Origin of the sequence: Chryseobacterium paridis, assembly GCF_016595215.1 — a bacterium.
Taxonomy (GTDB): domain Bacteria; phylum Bacteroidota; class Bacteroidia; order Flavobacteriales; family Weeksellaceae; genus Chryseobacterium; species Chryseobacterium paridis.
Genome location: NZ_JAENHK010000010.1, coordinates 392,684 through 418,050 on the forward strand (window position 1 = coordinate 392,684; position 25,367 = coordinate 418,050).

Here is a 25,367-nt window from a genome sequence, read left to right on the forward strand (position 1 = left end):
AAATGAAAAACAAAAGATTTATATATAAGAGTTTATCTGTTCTATTATTATCAGGAATAGGTTTTGGAGCAATATCTTGTAATAACAGTAACCTTGAAGACGTACAGAATTCCGGTACATTTGAACCAGATAACTATTTTAGAAATGAAGCTGAATCTTTTAGTGGTTTAGTTGCAGTCTATGATATGTTGAGAAAATATTCCGGAGGATTCGAAAATGAAGTTACTTTCTTCAATGGAGCATCTGATGACTTCTTCTCAGGAGGTGGAAGTTCTACAGATGGTGCTGGTATCCAAGGATTTTCGAATTATACAATTAATCCTATTATTATGCCTCCAAGTTATTGGAAAGATTATTATCAGGGAATTGCTAAAGCGAACCTTTTATTTGAGAGGATTCCTAATTCAAATATGGATGAGCAGAAAAGAAAGCGATTTATTGCTGAAGCTAAAGTATTAAGATCATTATACTATTTTGAATTGTTAAGAATGTTCAAGAATATTCCTTTGATCTTAAAACCGATCAAATACGATGATGATTATTATAATATTCCTCAGGCAAAACCTGAAGATGTGTATGCACAGATAGAATCGGATATTGTTTCAGCTATTAATGATCTTCCCGTATCGATTGCTTCAACAAACAAAAGTGAATTAGGAAGAATTACACAAGGTTCTGCACGTGCTATATTAGGTAAGATTTATCTCTATGATAAAAAGAATACTGAAGCTGCAACTCAATTTGCAATGGTAAATGGAACACCTGGGGCAACAAGCCAGTATGGATATAAACTAGTAGCTAATTTTGCTGATCTATGGGTTGTAAATAATAAGTTCACTTCAGAATCTATATTAGAGGTAATGCATACCAATAAGAGTAATGCGGATTGGGCATTTTGGGGAAGTGGAAAAGATGAAGGAAACACAGTAAACCAGATGGTAGCAATAATATCTTACGGAAAAGTAGCACCTGCACCAGGACAACCTGCAAATAATGCTCCCGATATTTATAAAGGATGGGGTTTTAATCCTGCTACTGAAGATTTATTTAATTTCATGCAGGGAGACCCACGTTTAAGTGCTACTATTTTTAATGCAAAACAATTAAAACAGGATGGTAAAATCACTTATACTCCAGGATTCAAGGATACAGGATATTTTTTACAAAAATTCTTACCTACAAACGCAGATAAATCTACAGAACCTGGGGCTACAGAATTGAATTTCCGTCAAAATTTCATGGCCATCAGACTAGCTGATACTTATCTTATGGAAGCAGAGGCATTAGGTGGTTCTGGAGCAAGAGCTCAGGCATTACTGGATGCGGTAAGAGCTAGGGTAGGATTAGCTTCAGTTCCTGTTTCTATGCAGGCGATTAAGGATGAAAGAAGAAGAGAGTTAGCAGGTGAAGGCCACAGATGGTTTGATCTTGTAAGATGGGGTGATGCGCCGGCTAAATTAGGAGCAAGAGGATTTGTAGCAGGTAAAAATGAAATTTTACCAATTCCTTTCAACGAATTAGTGAATACAGCTCTAAAACAAAACCCTGGCTATTAAAACATGAAGTTTCATAATTTATATAGTTTCTTTTTTAAAAGTACTGCACTACTATGTGGTGTAGTACTTTTGCCTTTATCAGCCTGTAAATCCAATTCGGCCAATAAAAGAAACGAAGTTCAGGTATGGCTTACCAAAGGGGATGAGAGTGTAAAATTACAACAGCAACCTTCTATTCATTTTACGGATAATCCTGTTAGCGGTCAGAATATTGAAATTGATGATACTCAAAAGTTTCAATATATTGATGGTTTCGGATACACTTTGACGGGAGGAAGCGTGGAAGTAATCAACCGGCTTTCTGAATCTAAAAGAAAGGCTTTACTCAATGAGCTTTTCGGAAGTAATAACAATTCAATTTCTGTAAGCTATCTGAGATTAAGTGTTGGAGCTTCGGATCTTGATAGTGAGGTTTTTTCTTATGATGATCTTCCGGAAGGGCAGACTGATGTTTCATTGGAATATTTTAGCCTCGCACGAGATAAAGATCTTATTGCAATGCTGAAAGAGATTTTACTGATTAATCCCAAAATTAAAATCATTTCTGCACCATGGTCATCACCGGTTTGGATGAAAGATAATGGGAAATCAAAAGGAGGCAGTTTAAAACCTGAATATTATAAAGTGTATGCTAACTACTTTGTAAAATACATTCAGGGAATGAAAAAAGAGGGTATTACAATTGACGCCATCACGCCTCAGAATGAACCTCTACATCCTGGAAATAATCCGAGTTTGTATATGACATCTGATCAGCAGAAGGATTTTATTAAAAATCATCTGGGTCCCGTTTTTAAGTCTAATAGAATTAAAACCAAAATTGTTGTTTATGATCATAATTGTAACAAACCAGAATATGCAACCAATATCTTAAGTGATCCGGAAGCATATCAATTTGTTGATGGTTCTGCATTCCATTTATATGAAGGGGATATTTCGGCCTTAAGTACAGTTCATAATGCCTATCCGAATAAAAACCTTTATTTTACAGAACAGTGGACGGGATCGAAAAGTAATTTTAATGAAGATCTCAACTGGCATACCAAGAATGTGATCATCGGTTCCATGAGAAACTGGAGTAAAACTGCCTTAGAATGGAATTTGGCAAATGATCCAAAATTTCAACCTCATACTATTGGAGGATGCACTGAATGTAAAGGAGCTATAACAGTTTCAGGTAGCGAAAGTTTTACCAGAAATGTTTCTTATTTTATTATAGCGCATGCGACAAAGTTTATTCCTGCCAATTCACAAAGGATAGCATCTTCACAAACTGATAACCTCTCAACTGTTGCTTTTAGGACTCCTGAAGGAAAAACAGTTTTGATCGTACAAAATAACAGTAAAACGGAAGAGGTCTTCTCTCTTAAAATAAATCAAAAAACAGCTCCTGTGACCTTGTCAGGGAATTCTGTAGCAACCTATATTTTCTAAATAATTATGAAAAAAGCCTATTTCTTACTAGCATTGGCCACACTCGGGATGAATGCATACGGACAAAAAACAATTGATCAAAAAGTGTCTGACCTTTTGTCTAAAATGACTTTAGAGGAAAAAGTAGGACAATTGGTACAATACAGTGGTTTTGCTTATGCTACAGGACCTCAGAATTCCAATTCCGCAACTGTTCTGGAAGAAATAAAAAAAGGTAAAGTAGGTTCTATGCTCAATGTAGCCGGAGTGGAAGAAACGAAATCCTTTCAGAAGCTGGCTTTGGAATCGAGATTAAAAATTCCATTGTTGTTTGGGCAGGATGTTATTCATGGATACAGGACTACATTTCCTGTAAATATTGGACAGGCTGCAAGTTGGGATTTAGGTTTAATAGAAAAATCAGAAAGAATAGCCGCCACAGAAGCCTCAGCTTATGGAATTCACTGGACTTTTGCACCAATGGTTGACATTGCCAGAGATCCAAGATGGGGAAGAGTAATGGAAGGTTCCGGGGAAGATACGTATTTGGGGACATTGATCGGTTTAGCCAGGATCAAAGGATTTCAGGGAAAAGGTCTCGGAAATCTGGATGCGATCATGGCTTGTGCTAAACATTTTGCAGCCTACGGAGCGGCAGTGGGTGGAAGAGATTACAATTCTGTAGATATGAGTCTCAGACAATTGAATGAAACGTATTTGCCACCTTTTAAAGCAGCCGCGGAAGCAGGAGTAGCTACTTTTATGAATTCATTTAATGATATCAATGGAATTCCTGCAACAGCTAATCAATATATCCTCAGAGATTTATTAAAAGGAAAATGGAATTACAAAGGTTTTGTAGTTTCTGATTGGGGAAGTATTGGTGAAATGGTGAATCATGGCTATACAAAAGATAAAGCAGAAGCTGCTGAAAAAGCTATTATTGCTGGAAGTGATATGGATATGGAAAGCCGTGTTTATATGGCTGAACTTCCAAAACTTGTGAAGGAAGGAAAAGTAGATCCTAAATTTATTGATGATGCAGCAAGAAGAATTTTGATCAAGAAATTCGAAATGGGATTGTTTGATGATCCTTATCGATTCAGTGATGATAAAAGACAAAAAGAGCAAACCAATAATCAGGAAAACAGAAAATTCGGAAGAGAATTTGGTTCAAAAAGCATTGTTCTTTTAAAAAATCAAAATAATGTATTGCCTCTTTCAAAATCTACAAAAACTGTAGCCTTGATAGGCCCTTTTGGAAAAGAAACTGTAGCAAATCATGGCTTCTGGTCAGTGGCCTTTAAAGATGACAATCAAAGAATTGTAAGTCAGTTTGATGGAATTAAAAATCAATTGGATAAAAATTCCACCTTATTGTATGCCAAAGGATGTAATGCAGACGATCAGGATAAGTCGATGTTTGCTGAGGCAATCGAAACAGCGAAGAAGGCAGATGTTGTCATTATGACCTTAGGAGAAGGACATGCAATGAGCGGCGAAGCAAAAAGCAGAAGTAATCTTCATTTTTCAGGAGTTCAGGAAGAACTATTAAAGGAAATTGCTAAAACAGGAAAGCCAATCGTATTGATGATCAATGCAGGAAGACCTCTTGTTTTTGATTGGGCAGCAGATAACATTCCTACAATCTTATATACATGGTGGCTGGGAACTGAAGCTGGAAACTCAATTGCAGATGTTTTGTTTGGAACCGTAAATCCTGGAGGAAAGCTTCCTATGACATTTCCAAGAACAGAAGGACAGATTCCTGTTTATTATAACCATTACAATACCGGAAGACCAGCAAAAACAAATAAAGAAAGAAGCTATGTTTCTGCTTATATCGATTTGGATAATGATCCTAAATTTCCCTTTGGTTATGGTTTAAGCTATACAAAATTCAAATATTCTGATATGACGTTAAGCGCTGAAAATCTTAACGGAAATCAATCTTTACAGATCAAAGTGAATGTTTCTAATAGTGGAAATTATGATGGTGAAGAGGTGGTTCAGCTGTACATCAGAGACCTGTTTGGAAAAGTGGTAAGACCCGTAAAAGAGCTAAAAGGTTTCCAAAAGGTATTTCTGAAAAAAGGAGAAACAAAAACGGTGAATTTTACATTAACACCTGAAAACTTAAAATTCTATGATGATCAGTTGAATTATGATTGGGAAGGAGGAGAATTCGAAATCATGGTGGGAACAAACTCTCACGAAGTTCAGACAAAAAAAATTAATTGGATTAAATAATCAGATCAGTAGGAGCGGGCGAATGCCCGCTTTTAATAAATGGATAATAACCATCAAACTATTTAATAAGAAAATATCAGATTATCACAACTTATGAAAATGAAAATTCAAAATCGTTTGCCTTTGTTGATAGGAGGGATTTTCTTCTTTTCTCTCATATATTGCACCGCTCAAAAGCCGGATTCTAATAAAAAGCTTATCTGGAGTGATGAATTCAATGGAAAAGGCTTGCCTGATGCTTCAAAATGGAATTATGATGTTGGAGGTGGCGGTTATGGAAATCAGGAAGCCCAGTACTACACCAAAGACCGTCTTGAAAATGCAAGAATGGAAAATGGAAATTTACTGATTGAAGCAAGAAAAGAAAATTGGGAGAAAAATAAATATACATCCGCAAGACTTTTAACCAAGGGAAAATTTTCTTTCCAATATGGAACGATTGAAGTCAGAGCAAAACTACCTAAGGGAAGAGGAACATGGCCTGCTATCTGGATGATGAGCGAGGACATGAAAAAGTGGCCGGATGATGGAGAGTTAGATATTATGGAACATGTCGGATTTAATCCTGGTTATATCCATGCCTCTATCCATACTAAGAAATACAATCATATTCAGGGAACCCAGAAGACAGACACTTTAGTTGTAAGTGATGCGAGTGATCAATTCCATGTCTATAAAGCAGACTGGACCCCCGAGAAAATAGATGTTTATATCGATGATAAAAAGTTTTTCACCTATGAAAATAAAGAGAAAACATATGAAGCATGGCCTTTTGATCAGCCATACTTTATCATCTTGAATTTAGCTGTTGGTGGATTTTGGGGTGGAGAAGAAGGAATTGATGATTCTATTTTCCCCCAGAAATATTATATAGACTATGTACGGGTTTACCAAAATAAATAATGAAGGGAGACTAACACCTCCATAAAAAAGGAAGTAATACAATGAAAAAACTAATCGTAAGTTGCTTTGTGTTGGGAATAGCTTGTAATGCCCATGCCCAAAACTATTGGAAAAAGAATGCAGGAAAATCAGCTCATGTAATACTGACGAATTCCAAGGCCAACGAAAAAATGGTTGATAAAGGAATGGTGAAATTTGAAAAATTTGAGCAACCTAAGGAAAATGAGGCATGTATTTTTGTAGATCCCGATTTTAAATACCAGAAACTGATAGGAATTGGAGGAGCGATTACTGATGCCGCTGCAGAAACTTTTTATAAACTACCTAAAGACAAACAAAAGGAAATTATTGAAGCCTATTACGGAAAGAATGGATTAGGATATACCGTTGTTCGAACCAATATGAATTCCTGTGACTTTTCAAGTGATTCTTATACTTATGTAGAAGACAATGATACTTCATTAAAATCATTTTCTGTTGCACACGATGAAAAGTATAAGATTCCGATGATTCAGGAGGCTCAAAAGGCAATAGGAAATCAGTTTAAACTGTATTTTTCTCCGTGGAGTCCACCGGCATGGATGAAATCCAATAAGAATATGTTAAGCGGGGGTAGACTAGAAAATCAATATTATCAAACCTGGGCGGATTACTATATCAGGTTTATTAAGGAATACGAAAAAAGAGGGATGAAAATATGGGGACTGACGGTTCAGAATGAAGCAATGGCAAAGCAAACCTGGGAATCCTGTCTTTATACTGCTGAAGAAGAAGGAGCATTTTTGAAAAATAACCTTGGACCTACTTTATGGAAAAATGGATTCAAAGATAAAAAAGTAATGATCTGGGATCATAACAGGGATCTAATTTACCAGAGAGCAACAACCACTTTGAGTGATCCTGAAACTTCAAAATATGCTTCAGGTATTGCCTATCACTGGTATGAAACCTGGCATAACAAAACACAATTATTTGATAATGTTGGAGAAACGCACAGAGCATTTCCAGATAAATTCCTGGCTTTTACAGAAGGGTGTAAAGAAGTATTCAATATGTCCAGAATCAATGATGTAAGCCTGGGAGAACTGTATGGCAAAAACATGATCAATGATTTTAACAGAGGAACTTCACTATGGACAGACTGGAATGTATTGCTTGATGAAACAGGAGGTCCTAATCATGTAGGAAATCTATGTTTCGCACCAATCATTGCTGATACCAAAACCGGAGAAGTACACTATACTTATGAGTACTATTATGTAGGCCATGTTTCAAAATACATAAAACCCAATGCACAAAGAATAGGAAGCTCTACCAATACCTCAGGGCTGATTTCTACTTCTTTTATGAATGAAAATGGACAATTGGTAACTGTAATTATGAATAACTCAGATAATGATATAGATACGAATCTTTGGATTGAGGGAATGGCAGCTAAGCTTTCAGCACCAGCTCACTCTATACAGACCGTAATTATATAAATACAATACACTTCATATTAATATTTTTTTATTAAAATAGGCTGTCTCAAAGAGACAGCCTATTTACTTATATTATTAAAAGTTGATTATTACTGAATTGTAATATTTGAAACTTTTTATTATACTTCTTCCAGTAAAATATAAGTCCCGACAGAAGTTCTTGTAGCTGCTCCAGAAACATAGTATCCAGCATCTCCGGCATTGCTTCCCCCATAACGAACCTTCAACTCCACATAACCAGTACCAGCATCACCTGTAGTTACAATGATAATGGGTGGAGTTACTCCTCCGTCATCAAAGCTTTCAGTGGAAGACTCCGTGTAGCCCTGAGTAGTTACGATAGCATCTGCATCACCTCCAGCTGAAAAAAGAGAAGTAATGTAACCTGGAGTAGTATTGCTGTTACCTGTAGTACTTCCTTTAATTCCTATATAACCAGTTATTTTAAAGGTTTTATTGGGTGGCAAATTAATTCTATCCTTTTGACTATTAAATGATAAATGATTCGTATTAATTCCACTCACTACACCATCATAAGTTAAATTGTAATCAGTTCCTCTTGTTGTAAGAAACTGGGAGCTATTTTTAGATAGTACTGCATAGATTTTTTTTTAATTACTTCAGGATTGCTATCAGACAATTTATCAACATTCACTTTTTGAACAACACCATTATCATCAGGAGTTAAAATATATTTTGGAGCTGATGATATGCTGTCAACTTTCCTTATTCTAAGATCTCCGTTCACATCAAGTGTTGCGGTTGGTGATGTAGTATTAATCCCTATTTGCGCATTTAAAGAATACGAAAACTGAGCTATAATCACAAAAATAAATACTTTTAGCTTTTTCATTATTTGTTAAATTTGTGCAAAAGTAGATTAATTCTAATGGTAGGGAAAAAATACAAGTTGGAAGTATTATGTGTGGCATATTGTTTAAGAGTTTGTTTCTATCTTATCCTTTGATTGGATAAAGATGGAAAGGCTTGATCAAAATATACTAAATAAAAAAAGGCCATCAAGAAAAGATAGCCTGTTTTTTTATTATTAAAGTTGAATAATTTAGTTATTCAACATCATATTTACTGATTACTTTCTGAGTAACTCCTGAGCTGCTGAATCCACCGTCATGGAAAAGATTCTGCATCGTTACTTTCTTGGTAAGATCAGAGAAAAGCGTAACACAGTAATCTGCACATTCAAGCGCTGTAGCATTTCCTAGAGGAGACATATCTTCTGCATATCCAAGGAAACCTCCGAAACCTTTTACTCCACTACCAGCAGTAGTTACAGTAGGAGACTGAGAAACTGTATTTACACGTACTTTTCTTTCACCCCAATAGTTTCCGAAAGTTCTGGCAATACTTTCTAAATAAGCCTTGTTATCAGACATATCATTATAATCAGGGAATGTTCTTTGAGCAGCAATATAAGTAAGTGCCAAAATACTTCCCCACTCATTCATACAGTCTTTTTCCCAAGCCACACGCATTACTTTATGGAAAGAAACAGAAGAGATATCCCAACCTTTTTCTAACCAATCGTAGTTCATTTCTGTATAATGTTTTCCTTTTCTTACATTTACGGACATTCCTATCGAATGAAGGATAAAATCTATTTTCCCGAATTTTGCTACCGCAGCATCAAAAAGTTTTTCAAGATCTTCAATAGAAGTAGCATCCGCACCAATAACCTCTGAACCTGTTTTTTCGGCTAAAGCATTAAGCTCACCCATTCTCAAAGCAATAGGAGCGTTTGATAAGATAAATTCAGCTCCTTCTTCATGGCATCTTTCTGCAACTTTCCATGCGATCGATTGTTCATTAAGGGCCCCAAAAATAATTCCCTTTTTGCCTTTAAGTAAACCGTATGACATAATTTTTTAATGTTTATTAATAATACAAATGTAACGATAATTTGTGTTTAGAGCATAATAAAAAAACAGAGCCTTAATAAAAAGACTCCGTTTTTTTGAAAATATTTATATGACTGAAATTCTAATTCGTTTTCTTATTCCATTCTGCTTTGACATCTTCTGCTGCATCATTAGCTTTATCCTTTACATCATTGGCAGCATCTGTTGCTTTATCTTTTGCATCTTCTGCCATCTCTTTTGTTTTTTCCCAAGCATCACCAGCCTTATCCTTAATGTCTTCCCATGCGTCAGAAATATTAGCTTTTACCCTGTCCAGCCAATCTTCTTGGCTTGCTTCCTGGTCGTTATCCCTTTTCTCATTAATATAATCCCTAGCTTTATCTGCTAAATCATTGATTTTCCATTTTGCATCAGTCGCTGCATTTTTTAAAGTATTCTCTGCATTATTTACTGCGTCTTCTGCTTTGTTGTAATCCGAATTGTTCATAACATTTATTATTTAGTGATATCTGTAGTAAAACAATAACCATTCCTAAGCAATTAGATACGTTGTTAAACTTTTCATAATCTTTTGTTATAATTTTCACAATCTGTTTTATCTTTAGGAAAATAAATGAGAACTAAAACCTATGGAAAAAGTACGTTGTGGCTGGTGTGAGAAAGACGATTTGTATAAGAAATATCATGATGATGAATGGGGGAGTCCTGTATATGATGATGAAACTATTTTTGAATTCCTGATCCTGGAAAGTTTTCAGGCGGGTTTAAGTTGGTATACCATTTTAAGCAAAAGAGAAAATTTTAAAAAAGCATTTGACAATTTTAATTATAAAAAAATTGCAAAATATTCTGATGAGAAAGTAGAAGAGCTCATGCAGGATGCTGGAATAATTAGAAACAGGCTTAAAGTTTTAGCAACGATTACCAATGCACAACGCTTTATGGAGGTTCAAAAAGAATTTGGATCTTTTTCGAAATACATTTGGGGATTTGTAGATGGAAAACCCATTGATAACAAACCTAAAACCCTGAAGGATGTTCCGCCTACCACCGAGATTTCTGATATGCTTTCAAAGGACCTGAAAAAAAGAGGCTTTAAATTTATGGGTTCTACCGTAGTGTATGCCCATATGCAGGCAACAGGAATGGTGAATGATCATATTGAAAGCTGTTTTACAAGGTTGTCATAAAATCATTGGAAAAATGTTATTTAAGATTGAAATTTAATAATTATGAAAAAATATTTAATCTGTTTTAGTTTACTATTTATAGGCTTTCTTGGAGCACAGGATACTACCAAAAATAAAAAAGATCAGTATGTGCACGCAGAAATTACGAAAAAAGATGGACAAATAATGAATGTTCTATTGTATAAAATGAAGGTATTAAAAATAAGTACTTTTAAAGAAATACTGGGTGGACAAGGCTATTATCCCAGAACTAAACTTGAATATAAAACCTCAGAAACCTCACCAGCAGAGAAAATGGATGGGAAAGAGATTGCTGGACTAAAATTCCTAGATAAAGATAATGATGAAGTTCTAAGATATGAGAAACTTAGAATAAAAGAATTTGATAAAAATGGAGTGTTGAAGGACACAAAAAAAGAAATTTTTCTACCACAGGTATATGATGGCAAAATTGGGATCTATGGTGATCCAGTAACAGAATGTGTGAATCTTTCAAGGAAGCCAAACTCGCCTTTGGACTGTGAGTATATGCACTCAATTTTTTATCTTAAGAATAATCAGGAGAATTTCGTGATTATGCCATTGGACATTAATCTTTTTGATATTAATAGAAGCTTTGATAATTTTGTTAATGCTTTTAAAGTAGCAGGAAAAGAATGTCCTGAATTTTCAAAATATCTGGAATTTTTCCGAAAGAAGATGGAAGATAAAAGTTTCCAAAAAGAGATGAGGAAAAATATTATAGAATACAGAAAAGAAGTAAAGAAACAAGCTAGAGAAAATCAGTTGAATATGGTTGAAACATTAGATTTTACAACAAGAAAAATGTTTTTTTATGAAGCCAATCTTTATATTGGAATTGTTAAAGAATACGAAAAAAGCTGTCCATAAAATAAAAAGGATTTCAAATCTGAAATCCTTTTTTTATGTTCTATTATTTAATGATCCTTTCCAATACCCACTCAATAAGGTTCTTTTCTGACGCATGATGATCAGAAGAAAACTCTCCACGTCTTCTGTTGGCTATCACATTGTTTACGGTAATTGCTTTGTGGCCTAATAATTTTGAGAAAGCGTAAATAGCAGAAGTTTCCATTTCAAAATTGGTGATACCAAGATCATTCAATGTTTCCAGGAATTTGTCATCTAAAGATTTTAAACGAAGCTGTCTTCCCTGAGGAGCATAGAATCCCGGGAATGTAGCTGTATTTCCATGATATCTGGCATCTTTATAATAGTATGCCATATCTTCAGCCCAATCTGCAAAATAAAGCATAGGCTTAATTTTATCATAAGGGAATTTTTCCAAGAAGCTTTTAGAAAATTCATTTTCAAACTGGTAATCCTGATAAAAATGCATTAAACCATCTAAACCTACCACATTTTGGGTAACAAGCATGTTGTCTACCTGAACATCAGGATTAACACTGCCACAAGTTCCCATACGGAAAAGCTCAAGGCTTTTATGCTCTGTTTTGATTTCCTTATTTTTAAGATCGATATTCACTAGAGCATCCAGCTCATTCATTACAATATCAATATTCTCTGTACCGATTCCGGTAGACATTACAGAAATTCTCTCACCACGCAATGTTCCTGTGTGGGTATAGAATTCTCTTTTGTTCTTTTTAATATCTACTTTATCGAAATACTGAGATACTTTAGGTACCCTGTCCGGATCACCTACAAGAATAATTTTATCCGCAATATCTTCAGGTAAAAGATTTAAGTGATAAACACTTCCGTCATCATTTAGTACAAGCTCTGAAGCTGCAAGTTTATTTAGCATAATAATATGTTTATTTTTTTATATCAATGAAAATGGCATCTTTATAAGGGGAAGTTACAAGGTCATAAAGAGAACCATACTCTTCCACAATTCTTTTCTGGCCATTGAAAACTTCGTAAACCGTTACCGTTGTTTTTTCGATGTTTTTGGGATCTTTTCTTTGTGAGGTGATTTCATAAAAGTGATTGTCCTTTTTCAGAATAGAAACCAACTCTTCTTTAGTAGAATTATTGGAAGTCATCATTCCTGGAAAATCCATAACAACATCTTTTAAATCTGTATATGTTTTGTAGGGTTTAAGCTGTCCATCTGAATAAACGTAAACCTTAGGTATAGGTTGGTCTTGTACCAAACGAACTAAATAATAGTCATTACCTTTTTTTTCTGCATATACCGCCATCTCCTGACCTAATTTTTGTGCAAAAGCACCCAATGAAAAAAGGCTGGCAATGAATACCAATAATAGTTTTGTTTTCATAATAATATTTCGTTTTAATGTGTGTCGAATAATTTTAAAATCCTCTTCCCGTCATCTCCCATCATTATTTTAAAAGAAGCTGGTTGATGTATTCAGCTTTTTGAGTAATGAATTTGGTTTCGGGGTTTAAAATTAATAAAATTTCATGAATTAAAATATAAACATTATTTAATCCAGATTTAAAACTGGGATAACGTGGGATGATTAGCTTTGCCGCTAAAAAATTCATGAGATATTCTCTATTATTTATCATCTCCCTCATATTCGGTTTTGCAATCATGTCATTTAATCCTACTGATAAAGGTGTAGAAAATGAAAACACAGTCATTAATAAAGGATTAACCGATTTCAAAAACAAACTCGAACAATTGAAAGCAGATGTCTATCTGTTTGATGAGGATAAAATATCTCTTGAAGATCTGCGAAAGTCACTAAGCAGTACAAGAAATTCATTTAAAGAAATAGAGTTCTATATTGCTTATCATTATCCTGAGTTTACGAAAACCCATTTGAATGCAGCACCATTGTTCCATATAGAAGCAGCAGGAACTTCTGCATATACTTTACCTCCTGAAGGATTACAGGTATTGGATGAATTAATCTTTTCAGAAGAAGCTGGTGAGGAAAAGGAAAAAATAAAATCCATCACAGATTTTTTATACAATAGCTACTCCAACTTTTATTTAAGCTCTGTTAAAAATGGATTAAGTAAAGGAGCTAATAAAACATTACCTCTTCGAATCGAATTAATACGCATTTACAGTTTAGGAGTTACAGGATTTGATACACCTGGTTCATTGAATATATCAGAAGAAACGGGTTATGCTTTATTAGGAATTAAAAAATACATCAATGATGACCCTTATTTCAAGAATTACAATATTCTAAAAGCAAATACAATACTGTCTTCTGCTAATGAATATCTTTCAAAACATAAAGATTTTGAAACCTTTGATCGCATAGAATTTTATAAAAAATATATACAGCCCTTATACGAGGAATTTGGAAATTGGGACGGAAGAGCAGATGATCTTAAAGAATTCTCCGGATGGAATGTCAGTAACAAAAATTTCTTTAGCAGTGATTTTCTGGATCCTTACTTTTATACCTTATTACAATCTTCTGAAGATAATTCGGAGCTTAGGAAACTTGGCAAAGAGATTTTCTATGATCAAAGTGTAAGTGGTAACACAAAGATGAGTTGTGCAACGTGCCATTTACCTGAAAATGCCTTTACGGATTTAAAAATAAAATCACCAAGTAATGTGGAAGGAAAGACAGTACTAAGGAATTCTCCTTCTTTATATAATGCAGTATTTGCAAAAAGATTTTTCTATGATATGCGAGCATTCTATATTGAACAGCAGGCGGAACATGTGATTTATAATGAAGATGAATTCAATACAAGTTATGAAAGTATTATTAAAAAGTTGAAAACAAAACCCGAGTATAAAAAAGCTTTCCGTGCAGCATTTATAGATGGCAAGATCAATAAAGAAAATTTCTCTAAAGCATTAAGTTCCTATGTTGCTTCTCTTTACTCTTTTGAAAGTGATTTTGATCGCTTTATGAGAGGTGAAAAGGAAATTTCTGAAGATGCTAAAAAAGGGTTTAATTTATTTATGGGAAAAGCGAATTGTGCAACCTGTCATTTTGCTCCTCATTTTTCAGGATTAGTTCCTCCTTTCTATAATGAAAATGAATCTGAAGTGTTAGGAGTGACCAAAGAACCTATTAACAAATTACCTTTAGAATTAGATTCAGATATGGGAAGAGTAAAAAGTCCTGTAAAAAAAGAAAACTCCTGGATTTATGAAAATTCTTTTAAAACCATGACCGTAAGAAATATTGCTCTTACTAAACCTTACTTTCACAATGGAGCCTTCAATACCCTGGAAGAAGTCCTTGATTTTTACAATGAGGGAGGAGGAGAAGGATTAGGATTAAAAATGAAAAACCAGACTTTACCAGCAGATAAACTCAACCTCACTCCAGTTGAAATGAAGCAGATCATTGCATTTTTGAATACGCTTACGGATGTGAGCAGGAAATAGGAGAGAGGGGAAAATTGAAAATTGAAAGTGGAAAGTTGCGAGATTTGAGGTTCGAGGTTCGGGATGCGAGTTTTTTGAGTTTCTAGGTTCTTGCCACGTGAAGGATTCTAGGCGAGTTTAGGGATATGAGAGTTATTGAGGTTCGGGTTATGAGTTTATGGTTTATAGTTTATAGTTGCGAGCTGGGGTTTAGAAACAATATGATTAGGAGTGCAAACTATTGCTTAATAAATTACGAAACTCATAATATGACTATTTTCACTTATCACTTATCACTTATCACTTATCATTTATCACTTATCATTTATCACTTATCATTTTCAACTTTCAACTTTCCATTCTCAACTTCCATTCTCAACCCAAAATCACAACTCTCTCCCGCAATCCCCTATCTCGTACCCCGCACCTCGAACCCCGAATCCCACATTTAACAAAAACTTAATTCACTTAACATTGGGTTTTTAATTTTGTAACATTGATCATTGTTTATTTAAAACTCTATTAATAGAGGGCTCGCAATTAAAAAATAGTTTTGCAACATCTAATAAATCGAAACTATTATGAAGAAAAAACTACTAACAGTTGCAGCTCTTGCATTAGTATCAAGTTCTGTCCTTCAGGCACAGACTTTTGTTTTCAATAAGAATGCCTCGTGGAGGTACAAAGACAACAACCAGGCGCAGGTTGATCAATGGAAAGACACCAACTTTGATATCACTTCATGGTCTACTGGAAACGGGCCTCTTGGATATGGTGATCCGGTAACAACAACTATTAACACTGGACTTACAGCAGCTTATTTTGCAAAAGATTTTACTGTAAATCTGGCTGATCTTTCTGATACAATGGAATTAGGGGTTATGAGAGATGATGGTATCGTAGTATATCTGAATGGAGTAGAAGTTGTGAGAGATAATATGCCTACTGGTACTATTGCATTTAATACACCATCTGTTACCACTATTGATGGTGCTGCAGAAAGTGTTTATAATCTTTTCTCAATTCCAAAATCAAAATTTGTTAATGGAAGCAATAGAATATCTATTGAGTTACATAACAGAACAGGGCAAAGTTCAGATCTAAGAATCGATGCTTACCTTAAAACGACTACGACAACAACGAATCCGGTTACATGTAATGCAGCTCACATCAGTTGCTTTACATCTATTGTACCTACTTCACAAACGAATAAATTAATTATCCCAACAGAACATAAATACCAGCTTATTCTAAAAGAAGGTGATGCTTATACACAAGGAGGAGGATTAGTAGGAGGTCAGAATGACTTTACTGCTTATGTTCCTAAAAGTGCAAGCTCTACGAATGGTTACCTTTCTGTAAACCATGAAACGAATCCTGGTGGGGTTACTATGGCTGAGATCAACTATAACGCTTCAACAAAGCTTTGGCAGTTGACAAAATCAAGAGCTGTAGATTTCTCAACACCAAGTCTGGTACAAACTATCAGAAACTGTTCAGGAGGGATTACTCCTTGGGGAACCGTAGTTACAGCTGAAGAATCTGTAACTTCCAGTGATACGAATGCTGATGGATATAAAGATTATGGATGGTTGGTAGAAATTGATCCTGCAACAGCTCAAGTGATCTCTCATAATACAGATGGTTCTAAAGGTAAACTATGGCAGATGGGTATTATGAATCACGAAAATGTAGTGATCAATAATGCAGGAACTACTGCTTATTATGGTGAAGACGGTGGAACCCATTTAGTATACAAATATGTAATGGATACACCAAATGATCTTTCTTCAGGTAATCTTTATGTACTGAAATTAGATCAGGGATTAAGCTCTGGCGGTGACCCTGTAGGAACTACAGCAACCTGGATCCAGGTCCCTAATAAAACAAAAGCTGATCAGAATAATACGAATAACCTTGCATTTTCATTAGGAGGAACTAAATTTAATGGAGTAGAAGATGTTGACATCAGCCCATTAGATGGAAAAATCTATTTTACAGCTAAAGGTTTAAATAAAGTATACCGTTTACAGGATAATGGAACTACTGCTTCGCAAGTAGAAACATTTGTAGGTGGTTTGTCCACAGTATATTCTTTCAATACTGCACAAGGGATTAAATCTGAGGCTTGGGGTGATGGGAATGATAACCTTACTTTTGATGAGCTAGGAAACCTTTGGGTATTACAGGACGGTGGTAAAAATTATATCTGGGTAATAGCACCAGACCATACACAGGCTAATCCGAAGGTGAGATTATTTGCTTCTATGCCAGCTGGATCTGAACCAACAGGACTTACATTTACCCCTGACCATAAATTTGGATTCTTCTCTATCCAGCATCCGGATGCAACAATTTCCACAGATATTGATGCTACAGGAAATACAATTGATTATCGTGGAAAATCTGCTACTATTGTAGTGGCTCTTAAAGACAATTTAGGACAAAACGGAACTTTGGGAACTATCGATGCACCAGCAGAAAATACGGTAACCGTAGCACCAAACCCGACTTCAGGTATTGTAAAACTTAATTCTCCTAAAGGATTAAAGAACATTTCTGTAACGGCTTACAGTATGGATGGTAAAATTGTTTATACTAAGAAATTTACAGGTTCTAATACTTCATTGGATTTAGATTTTACTTCACAACTTGAAACATCTCGTGTTTTAATTGTAAATATTGAAGCTGAAGGTTTCCAGAAAACAGTAAAAGTTCTTAAAAAATAACACACTAATATTTAATAGCTGTCGGTAATTCTATTATCGGCAGCTTTTCTCTATCTATGAAAAAGCTTTCCATACTTATTATTTTGTTTTCTCTTAGCTATGCTAAAGCACAGATCGACCCTGTAAAATATCCAACCTATACTAATGTAGAGGAGGCTTTGAAAAGCAATACACCTGTGTATAGTATGAGTTTTAGAGGTAAAGGATTATTTAATCTTCCTTCTGAGATCAAAAAATTGAATTCTTTGTTTTTCTTAAATATTATGGGGAATAATTTGGAAAAGATGGATCAGGAGCTTTTTCTACTAAAAGAACTTGAAATTTTAAATGTGAATGAAAACAGCATTAAATTCATTCCCGATGAGGTAGGAGAATTGACAAAGTTGAAAACGCTTTCAATGAATCTGAATAGTTTAACGTCTATCAATCCTAATATTGCTAAATTACAGCAGTTAAAAGTAATTCATCTTGATGCTAATAACCTGAATGTATTCCCGCATTCTTTAACTCAAATTCCAACCCTGGAAGAGATTAATTTACAGGATAACCAGATCAGTTTTATTTCTGAGAATCTGCATCAAATTAAAAACTTGAAATATCTGAATCTAGCTGCCAATCAGATCAATGACCTCGGAAATCTGGAATTTCCAAAGAATCTGAAGTATCTGGAATTGCAACAAAATGCGATTTCAAAATTACCGGAAACTTTATTTCAATCTAAAAACCTGGAATTCCTGAATGTAAGTCAAAACAACATTAAAGAAATTTCAACTAAAATAAAGGGGTTGAAGAATGTTGTTAGTATGAATCTGGCTAACAATGATTTAAAAGAGCTTCCTACAGAGATCTCAAAATTGAAAAATCTTAAAACATTAATATTAACAGGGAATCCTATGGATAAAACAACAGTAGAAAAATTGAAGAATCTATTGCCGGAAACACAGATTTATTTCTAATTATCCACCGACTCTTTTAGTTTTATAACCCATACCTTTAAGAATCTCCATAATCTTATCACGGTTGTCACCTTGGATGATAATTGTTCCATCCTTTTCAGATCCACCGATTCCTAAAGTTGTCTTAATCTTCTTTGAGATTTTTTTTAAATCTTCTTCACTACCTTCCCAGCCTTCAATCACAGTGACAGGCTTTCCATTTCTCCCTTTTTTCTCAAATTTGCATACCAAAGGCTCTTTCTGCTTGAATTGTTCTTCAGGCATTTCAAAATCCTGTTCTTCATGTTCAGGAAAAAGGTTCTTTAATTGATCTCGTAAATCCATACAGCAAAATTAAAAATAATAATTAATACATCATATGGGATCTCTTAAATAAGTTTCACAGGTTCTCACGGACTAAGTAAATAATGCATTTTTTTAACAGCGAGAATAAAGATCTGCGTTATCTGCTGGATCGGCGAGCTTATTTTTATTTCTGTACAATTTATTTATGATTTATTTTTTCTCTCGCTGATTTTGCAGATAACGCAGATTTTTTAGTATTGTGATTTAGAAAGGTGTTCAATTCGTGTGATTCCTTACAGGGTAGGTTTATTTGTTTTCCCACAGATGACACGGATTGCACAGATTTTTTAGCAGTGAGAGTAAAGATTTGCGTTATCTGCTTGATCTGTGAGCTTGTTTTATTTCTGTACAGTTTATTTATGATTTATTTTTCTCTCGCGGATTTTGCAGATAACTTAGATTTTTTAGTATTGTGATTAAGAGAGATGTTCAATTCGTGTGATTTCTTATAGGATAGATTTATTTGTTTTCCCACAGATGACACGGATTGCACAGATTTTTTAGCAGTGAGAGTAAAGATCTGCGTTATCTGCTTGATCTGCGAGCTTATTTTTATTTCTGTACAGTTTATTTATGATTTATTTTTCTCTCGCGGATTTTGCAGATAACTTAGATTTTTTAGTATTGTGATTAAGAGAGATATTCAATTCGTGTGATTCATTACAGAATAGGTTTATTTGTTTTCCCACAGATGACACGGATTGCACAGATTTTTTAATAATGAGATTAGAGATATGTTTAATCTACCGGATCTATGAGTGCAAAGAAATCTTTTAAGATCCCGGATATAGAAAGTAAATAATAAAACCTTAACTGAAATTTAAGTCTTTCAGATTATTAGATTCATCGGAAAATAGGTAAATTTGTATGATAAAAAGTTACAGAAAATGTCGAAAAAAGCAATACTAGCAATACTTGACGGATGGGGACTGGGAAAGAATCCTGAAGTTTCAGCGTTAGACGAAGCCAATACACCATTTATAGATAGTTGTTTTCATAAATTTCCACACACCACACTTGAAGCAAGTGGTACTGCGGTAGGACTTCCCGCTGGACAGATGGGAAATTCTGAGGTAGGGCACATGAATCTTGGAGCTGGAAGGGTCGTTTATCAGAATCTTGTGAAACTGAATATGGCTGTGGAAAACGGTACGTTGGGTGAAGAAAAGGTAATTCAGGAAGCTTTTGAATATGCTAAGAGAGAAAGCAAAAAAGTACATTTCATTGGATTGGTTTCCAATGGTGGGGTACATTCACATATCAATCATTTAAAGGGACTATTAACCGCTGCAAAGAATTTTGGATTGAATGAAAATGTTTTCGTTCATGCTTTTACAGACGGTAGAGATTGCGATCCACATTCAGGATTGGGATTTATCAAAGAACTGGAAGAACATATGCATGCTACTACAGGTAAGTTAGCTACTGTTGTCGGTAGATATTACGCAATGGACAGAGATAAAAGATGGGAGCGTGTAAAGCTGGCTTATGATGCACTTACGGAAGGTGTAGGGCTTCAAACGACAGATGCTTTGGCAGCTATTCAACAATCTTATGATGATAATGTTACAGATGAGTTCTTAAAACCGATTATCCTTATGAATACTACTGAAACCGGTAATGTGGTACCAGTAGCTAAAATCATTGATAATGATGTAGTGATTTGCTTCAACTTCCGTACAGATAGAGGACGAGAAATCACGGAAGTTCTTTCTCAGCAGGATTTTCCTGATTTTTCAATGCATAAATTGAATCTATACTACGTTACCCTTACCAATTATGATAAGACCTTTAATAATGTACATGTAGTTTTTGATGAAGAAGTTTTACATGAAACAATGGGAGAGATCATTGAAAAAAATGGTAAAACACAAATCAGAATTGCAGAAACAGAAAAATATCCGCACGTAACATTTTTCTTCTCCGGAGGTAGAGAAAAAGAATTCGTTGGAGAAAAAAGGTTACTTTGTCCAAGTCCGAAAGATGTACCTACCTATGATCTGAAACCGGAAATGTCGGCATACGATATTACCAATGCTATCATTCCTGAACTGGAAAATGAGACCGCAGATTTTATCTGTCTGAACTTTGCCAATACCGATATGGTAGGGCACACCGGAGTATTTGAAGCAGCAGTAAAAGCCGCTGAAACAGTGGATAAATGTATAGAAAAGGTGGCTACTACAGCTTATGAACATGGCTATGCAGTATTTATCCTTGCGGATCACGGAAACTCTGATGTGATGATCAATCCTGATGGAACGCCTAATACACAGCATTCCACCAACCTGGTTCCTTTTATTATAATGGATAAAGAACGCACATGGAAGCTGAAACCTGGAAAGTCAGGAAAATTAGGTGATGTTGCCCCAACCATTCTCAAAATAATGGGAATAGATATCCCTGAAATAATGACGGGAGATGTTTTAGTAGAGTAAAGAACAAATAATAAAATAAAAATGCCGTTATAGTGCTAATGGCATTTTTTATGATATATGTCATACATATTATGAGAGACATATGTTATTATGCTCTAAATAATAAATAAATCCTATCTTTGTATATTAAATTGTAATTAATCTAAATAACGGAAATGTATCAAACGCTGGTAAGGAAGGAAGTAATGGGTATCTTGGAAAAGGAAGTAAGTTCTTTTCTTGAAAAATTTTTGACGCCAATTGAAAAAATCTGGCAGCCCTCAGATTACCTACCAGATCCATCGAGTGAAAATTTCAAGTATGATTTAGAAGAAATTCAGACTTTTGCCCGTGAAATGCCTTACGATCTTTTTGTTACCCTTATAGGGGACTGTATTACCGAAGAAGCATTGCCATCCTATGAATCATGGTTGATGGGTGTAGAAGGGATTAATCAGGAAGAAAAAGTAGGCTGGGCCAACTGGGTGAGATCATGGACCGGAGAAGAAAACAGACACGGGGATTTGTTGAGTAAATACCTTTATCTGTGTGGAAGAGTGAATATGAGAGAAGTAGAAGTTACTACTCAATATTTAATTAGTGACGGTTTTGATTTAGGAACAAGCATGGATCCATACAGAAACTTCGTTTATACCAGTTTCCAGGAGACGGCAACTAATATTTCTCACAGAAGAGTAGGAACTTTAGCAAAACAATCCGGAAATGGTAAATTAGCTAAAATGTGTGGAGTAATTGCAGCTGATGAAGCAAGACACGCTAAAGCATACAAACATTTTGTGGCTAAAATTCTTGAATTAGACCCTTCAGAAATGATTATAGCATTTGAAGATATGATGCGTAAGAAAATTGTAATGCCTGCTCACTTAATGAGACAGTCAGGACAAAAAGCGGGAGAGCTTTGGGGACACTTCTCGGATGCAGCACAAAGATGTATGGTATATACCGGTCAGGATTATATCAATATTATGAAAGAGCTATTGGACGAGTGGAAAATTGAACATTTTAAAGGTCTTACTGAAAAAGCTGAAAAAGCTCAGGAATACCTGATGAAACTTCCTGCAAGACTACAAAAAATTACGGATAGAGTTTCTACACCAGACTTGCAATTTCAGTTCAGTTGGGTAAAAAAATAGACAAAGAATATATAAATTATAAAGTAAGGGTGCCAAGTGTTTTTTGGCACTCTTTTTATTTCTTATCTTTGCACAGCTAAAAACGCAGAAAATGTTAAATAACAAAAAAATTGCTGTAGACTTTGACGGAACAATTGTTGACGATGCTTATCCCGGCATTGGAAAGGCAAAGATCTTTGCATTTGAAACATTAAGAAAACTTCAGTCAGAAGGATATAGGTTAATTCTTTGGACATACAGACATGGAAAAACATTAGATGAAGCAGTAGAATTCTGCAAAAAAAACGGAATAGAATTTTATTCTGTTAATGGCAGTTTCGAAGGAGAAGTTTTTGATCCTGAAACACAATCCAGAAAAATAGATGCAGATTGGTTCATTGATGATAGAAATTTAGGAGGTTTTCCAGGATGGGGAGAGATCTATAACATCATTAGTGAAAGAATAGAGTTTCGTGTAGAAGGAAAAGAAGTTTTGGCCTATTCTAAGCTTAAAAAAGAAAAGAAAAAAGGACTTTTCTGGTAAGAAAAGTACAACCATGTGAAAGATCATCAATTTTAATATTGGTGATTGTTGCATTGGCAAATTCATAAATTGTTACATTAGAACATGATTCAATTAAAAACAATAGACGAACTTCGTCTCATGAAGCAGAGTGCCCGATTGGTTTCTAAAACATTGGGAATGTTGGCAAAAGAAATCAAACCAGGGATTACCACCTTGTATTTAGATAAATTAGCACATGATTTTATTAAAGATCATGGAGCTGAACCTGCTTTCTTAGGATATGGCGGGTTTCCCAATTCTCTTTGTATTTCACCTAATGATCAGGTAGTACATGGTTTTCCGAATAATGATATCATTAAAGAAGGTGATGTAATTTCTGTAGACTGTGGAGTTATTTTAAATGGTTTTGTAGGAGATCATGCCTATACATTCGAAATAGGAGAGGTTGATCCGGAAACTAAGAAACTATTACAGGTAACAAAAGAATCTTTATATAAAGGAATTGAACAATGTATCAGAGGAAAGAGAATTGGAGACATTTCTCACGCTATTCAGGCACATTGTGAAAAAGAAGGGTATGGAGTGGTTAGAGAGCTTGTAGGACATGGTTTAGGAAGAAAGATGCATGAAGATCCTCAGGTTCCGAATTATGGAAGACAAGGAAGTGGTAAGGTTATCAAGGATGGTTTGGCCATTGCTATTGAACCTATGGTTAACCTTGGAACTGAGAAAGTAAAATTTCATAATGATGGCTGGACGGTAACTACCTTAGATAATAAACCATCTGCACATTTCGAACATGATGTCGCGGTAATCAATGGAAAACCAGTGTTGCTTTCTACCTTTGAATATGTGTACGAAGCTTTAGGCATTCAAAGTGATGAGGAGAAGCCTTTTCAAATGGATTTTTAATGAAAAAAGTAACCAAGCTTTTATTAAACACTATTCCACGTCCTATGCTTATTACCATGAGTATATGGGCCAGACCTCTTATTTATCAGTTTTTTAAAGGTGATGAATTCTTTGATCCGATTGATGGAAAATCATATCGTAAATTCCTCCCTTATGGATATGGAAAACAAAGAGAAAATGCTTTGTCTCCCGGAACATTAAGTTTAGAGAGGCATCGTCAGATGTGGCTGTACCTTCAGAACGAAACTGATTTTTTTATTAAAAATTATAAGGTTTTACATATTGCTCCCGAGCAGGAATTTTTAAGGAAGTTCAAAAGAATGAGAAACCTTGATTATATCTCCGCTGATCTGTTTTCTCCTATTGTAGATGTGAAAGCAGATATTCTGGACCTTCCTTTTGCTGATGAAAGCTTCGATATTGTTTTTTGTAATCATGTTTTAGAACATATTGAAGATGATGCCAAAGCAATCAGCGAATTGTATAGAGTAATGAGACCTGGTGGATGGGGGATTTTTCAGGTGCCAATGAAAAATTCATTGGAAAAAACTTATGAAGATTTTAGCATTAAAGACCCAAAAGAACGGCAGAAACATTTTGGTCAGTATGATCATGTACGTTGGTATGGGATGGATTATTTTGACAGGTTGAAAAAAGCAGGATTTGATGTAGATATCAATTTCTATTCACAGAAATTTTCAGAAGAAGAAATTAAAAAATACGGATTAAGACATAATGAGATCTTACCTGTTGTTTTCAAGAAATAAAATAAAAAAGTCTTCAATTATTGAAGACTTTTTTATTTTGATGAAAGGTTTGTCTTTAGTGTGAAGCAGCTTTAAGTCCTATAATAGATCCAATCAGTGTAGTAATGAAAAATATTCTCCAAAACGTTACCGGATCTTTAAAAAATAACATACCCATTAAAGCAGTACCCACAGCACCAATACCTGTCCATACAGCGTAAGCAGTTCCTATTGGAAGAGTCTGTGTCGCTTTGATTAATAAAAGCATGCTGATGGTCATGGTAACCAGAAAGCCGGCAAACCAATAGTACATTTCTGATCCTGATGTTTCTTTTGCTTTTCCTAAACAAGAAGCAAAAGCAACTTCAAACAATCCTGCGATAATTAAAATAATCCAGTTCATCTTTATTTTTTTTTATGGTGCAAAGTTCCATATTTACGGGCAGTAAAAATTTTACAAATGTTAAAAAATGAATTTTTCCCCATTTAAATTATACTATTCCTAATGATGAAATAGAATAGCTTATTACAAGGAAGTCAACTCGTCACTTCGAGTAGTAGGTTTTGAAGAAACCGTATCAAGAAGCTTTGGAATAGCAATCATGCTTTGGTTAATCGCAAAGGCGCAAGAGA

At 34.7% G+C, this 25,367-nt stretch carries 23 protein-coding genes; 15 read left to right on the top strand and 8 right to left on the bottom strand.

Annotated elements, in window-relative coordinates:
• The first annotated feature begins 2 nt into the window (after nt 1–2).
• The 5 genes from JHL15_RS11235 (at nt 3) to JHL15_RS11255 (ending at nt 7,603) form a co-directional block, all read left to right on the top strand.
• Nucleotides 3–1,556, top strand: coding sequence for a RagB/SusD family nutrient uptake outer membrane protein (locus JHL15_RS11235; RefSeq protein WP_200245797.1), 1,554 nt, complete (start codon nt 3–5; stop codon nt 1,554–1,556).
• Between the two features lie 3 nt (nt 1,557–1,559).
• Nucleotides 1,560–2,990: a glycoside hydrolase family 30 protein gene (locus JHL15_RS11240; RefSeq protein WP_200245798.1), complete on the top strand. Its 1,431-nt coding sequence runs from the start codon at nt 1,560–1,562 to the stop codon at nt 2,988–2,990.
• A gap of 6 nt (nt 2,991–2,996) precedes the next feature.
• Nucleotides 2,997–5,219, top strand: a complete 2,223-nt coding sequence (locus JHL15_RS11245) for a glycoside hydrolase family 3 N-terminal domain-containing protein (protein WP_200245799.1) — start codon at nt 2,997–2,999, stop codon at nt 5,217–5,219.
• A 99-nt stretch (nt 5,220–5,318) separates the two neighbouring features.
• Entirely contained in the window at nt 5,319–6,122 is an 804-nt protein-coding gene (locus tag JHL15_RS11250; protein WP_234047754.1) for a glycoside hydrolase family 16 protein, read from the top strand.
• A gap of 41 nt (nt 6,123–6,163) precedes the next feature.
• Nucleotides 6,164–7,603 (top strand): glycoside hydrolase family 30 protein, encoded by a 1,440-nt coding sequence (locus JHL15_RS11255; protein WP_200245801.1) that lies wholly within the window; start codon nt 6,164–6,166, stop codon nt 7,601–7,603.
• A gap of 119 nt (nt 7,604–7,722) precedes the next feature.
• Here the strand turns inward: JHL15_RS11255 and JHL15_RS11260 are convergent, their stop codons facing one another.
• The 4 genes from JHL15_RS11260 to JHL15_RS11275 form a co-directional block, all read right to left on the bottom strand.
• A complete protein-coding gene (locus tag JHL15_RS11260; RefSeq protein WP_200245803.1) occupies nt 7,723–8,127 on the bottom strand; it encodes a hypothetical protein in 405 nt (134 codons plus the stop codon).
• Nucleotides 8,128–8,141: 14 nt separating this feature from the next.
• Nucleotides 8,142–8,456, bottom strand: coding sequence for a hypothetical protein (locus JHL15_RS11265; protein WP_200245804.1), 315 nt, complete (start codon nt 8,454–8,456; stop codon nt 8,142–8,144).
• A 214-nt stretch (nt 8,457–8,670) separates the two neighbouring features.
• On the bottom strand, nt 8,671–9,480 hold the full coding sequence (locus JHL15_RS11270) for an enoyl-ACP reductase FabI (protein ID WP_200245805.1): 810 nt from the start codon (nt 9,478–9,480) through the stop codon (nt 8,671–8,673).
• 121 nt (nt 9,481–9,601) lie between these two features.
• Nucleotides 9,602–9,967: a YtxH domain-containing protein gene (locus JHL15_RS11275; RefSeq protein ID WP_200245806.1), complete on the bottom strand. Its 366-nt coding sequence runs from the start codon at nt 9,965–9,967 to the stop codon at nt 9,602–9,604.
• A gap of 142 nt (nt 9,968–10,109) precedes the next feature.
• Here JHL15_RS11275 and JHL15_RS11280 point away from each other — a divergent pair, with 142 nt between their 5' ends.
• Complete coding sequence (locus tag JHL15_RS11280) at nt 10,110–10,670, top strand: DNA-3-methyladenine glycosylase I (RefSeq protein ID WP_200245807.1); 561 nt, start codon at nt 10,110–10,112, stop codon at nt 10,668–10,670.
• Between the two features lie 42 nt (nt 10,671–10,712).
• On the top strand, nt 10,713–11,561 hold the full coding sequence (locus JHL15_RS11285; RefSeq protein WP_200245808.1) for a hypothetical protein: 849 nt from the start codon (nt 10,713–10,715) through the stop codon (nt 11,559–11,561).
• A gap of 43 nt (nt 11,562–11,604) precedes the next feature.
• Here JHL15_RS11285 and JHL15_RS11290 read toward each other — a convergent pair whose 3' ends face one another.
• Together JHL15_RS11290 and JHL15_RS11295 are read right to left on the bottom strand one after the other, a co-directional pair.
• Nucleotides 11,605–12,459, bottom strand: a complete 855-nt coding sequence (locus JHL15_RS11290) for a nucleoside phosphorylase (protein WP_200245809.1) — start codon at nt 12,457–12,459, stop codon at nt 11,605–11,607.
• Between the two features lie 10 nt (nt 12,460–12,469).
• Nucleotides 12,470–12,937, bottom strand: a complete 468-nt coding sequence (locus JHL15_RS11295; protein WP_200245810.1) for a hypothetical protein — start codon at nt 12,935–12,937, stop codon at nt 12,470–12,472.
• Between the two features lie 227 nt (nt 12,938–13,164).
• Here JHL15_RS11295 and JHL15_RS11300 point away from each other — a divergent pair, with 227 nt between their 5' ends.
• The 3 genes from JHL15_RS11300 to JHL15_RS11310 all read left to right on the top strand — a co-directional run bounded on the left by JHL15_RS11300 (nt 13,165) and on the right by JHL15_RS11310 (nt 18,655).
• A complete protein-coding gene (locus tag JHL15_RS11300; protein ID WP_200245812.1) occupies nt 13,165–14,991 on the top strand; it encodes a cytochrome-c peroxidase in 1,827 nt (608 codons plus the stop codon).
• 560 nt (nt 14,992–15,551) lie between these two features.
• On the top strand, nt 15,552–17,699 hold the full coding sequence (locus JHL15_RS11305) for an alkaline phosphatase PhoX (protein ID WP_200245814.1): 2,148 nt from the start codon (nt 15,552–15,554) through the stop codon (nt 17,697–17,699).
• A gap of 56 nt (nt 17,700–17,755) precedes the next feature.
• Entirely contained in the window at nt 17,756–18,655 is a 900-nt protein-coding gene (locus tag JHL15_RS11310) for a leucine-rich repeat domain-containing protein (protein WP_200245815.1), read from the top strand.
• Here the strand turns inward: JHL15_RS11310 and JHL15_RS11315 are convergent, their stop codons facing one another.
• Nucleotides 18,656–18,979 carry a translation initiation factor gene (locus JHL15_RS11315; RefSeq protein ID WP_200245816.1) on the bottom strand — a complete coding sequence of 108 codons (324 nt, stop codon included), beginning with the start codon at nt 18,977–18,979 and terminating at the stop codon, nt 18,656–18,658.
• A 908-nt stretch (nt 18,980–19,887) separates the two neighbouring features.
• Here JHL15_RS11315 and gpmI point away from each other — a divergent pair.
• From gpmI to JHL15_RS11340, 5 genes are all read left to right on the top strand, one after another.
• Nucleotides 19,888–21,438 carry a 2,3-bisphosphoglycerate-independent phosphoglycerate mutase gene (gpmI, locus tag JHL15_RS11320; RefSeq protein ID WP_200245817.1) on the top strand — a complete coding sequence of 517 codons (1,551 nt, stop codon included), beginning with the start codon at nt 19,888–19,890 and terminating at the stop codon, nt 21,436–21,438.
• Nucleotides 21,439–21,593: 155 nt separating this feature from the next.
• The gene (locus JHL15_RS11325) at nt 21,594–22,571 is read left to right on the top strand and encodes an acyl-ACP desaturase (RefSeq protein ID WP_200245818.1); all 978 of its coding nucleotides are present in this window, start codon (nt 21,594–21,596) and stop codon (nt 22,569–22,571) included.
• 91 nt (nt 22,572–22,662) lie between these two features.
• Nucleotides 22,663–23,094 carry a BT0820 family HAD-type phosphatase gene (locus JHL15_RS11330; RefSeq protein ID WP_200245819.1) on the top strand — a complete coding sequence of 144 codons (432 nt, stop codon included), beginning with the start codon at nt 22,663–22,665 and terminating at the stop codon, nt 23,092–23,094.
• Between the two features lie 84 nt (nt 23,095–23,178).
• A complete protein-coding gene (map, locus tag JHL15_RS11335; protein ID WP_200245820.1) occupies nt 23,179–23,988 on the top strand; it encodes a type I methionyl aminopeptidase in 810 nt (269 codons plus the stop codon).
• Nucleotides 23,988–24,755, top strand: coding sequence for a class I SAM-dependent methyltransferase (locus JHL15_RS11340; RefSeq protein ID WP_200245822.1), 768 nt, complete (start codon nt 23,988–23,990; stop codon nt 24,753–24,755). Before map ends, JHL15_RS11340 begins: the two co-directional genes overlap by 1 nt.
• 55 nt (nt 24,756–24,810) lie before the next feature.
• Here the strand turns inward: JHL15_RS11340 and JHL15_RS11345 are convergent, their stop codons facing one another.
• Nucleotides 24,811–25,137 (bottom strand): DMT family transporter, encoded by a 327-nt coding sequence (locus JHL15_RS11345; RefSeq protein WP_089026144.1) that lies wholly within the window; start codon nt 25,135–25,137, stop codon nt 24,811–24,813.
• Nucleotides 25,138–25,367 lie beyond the last annotated feature (230 nt).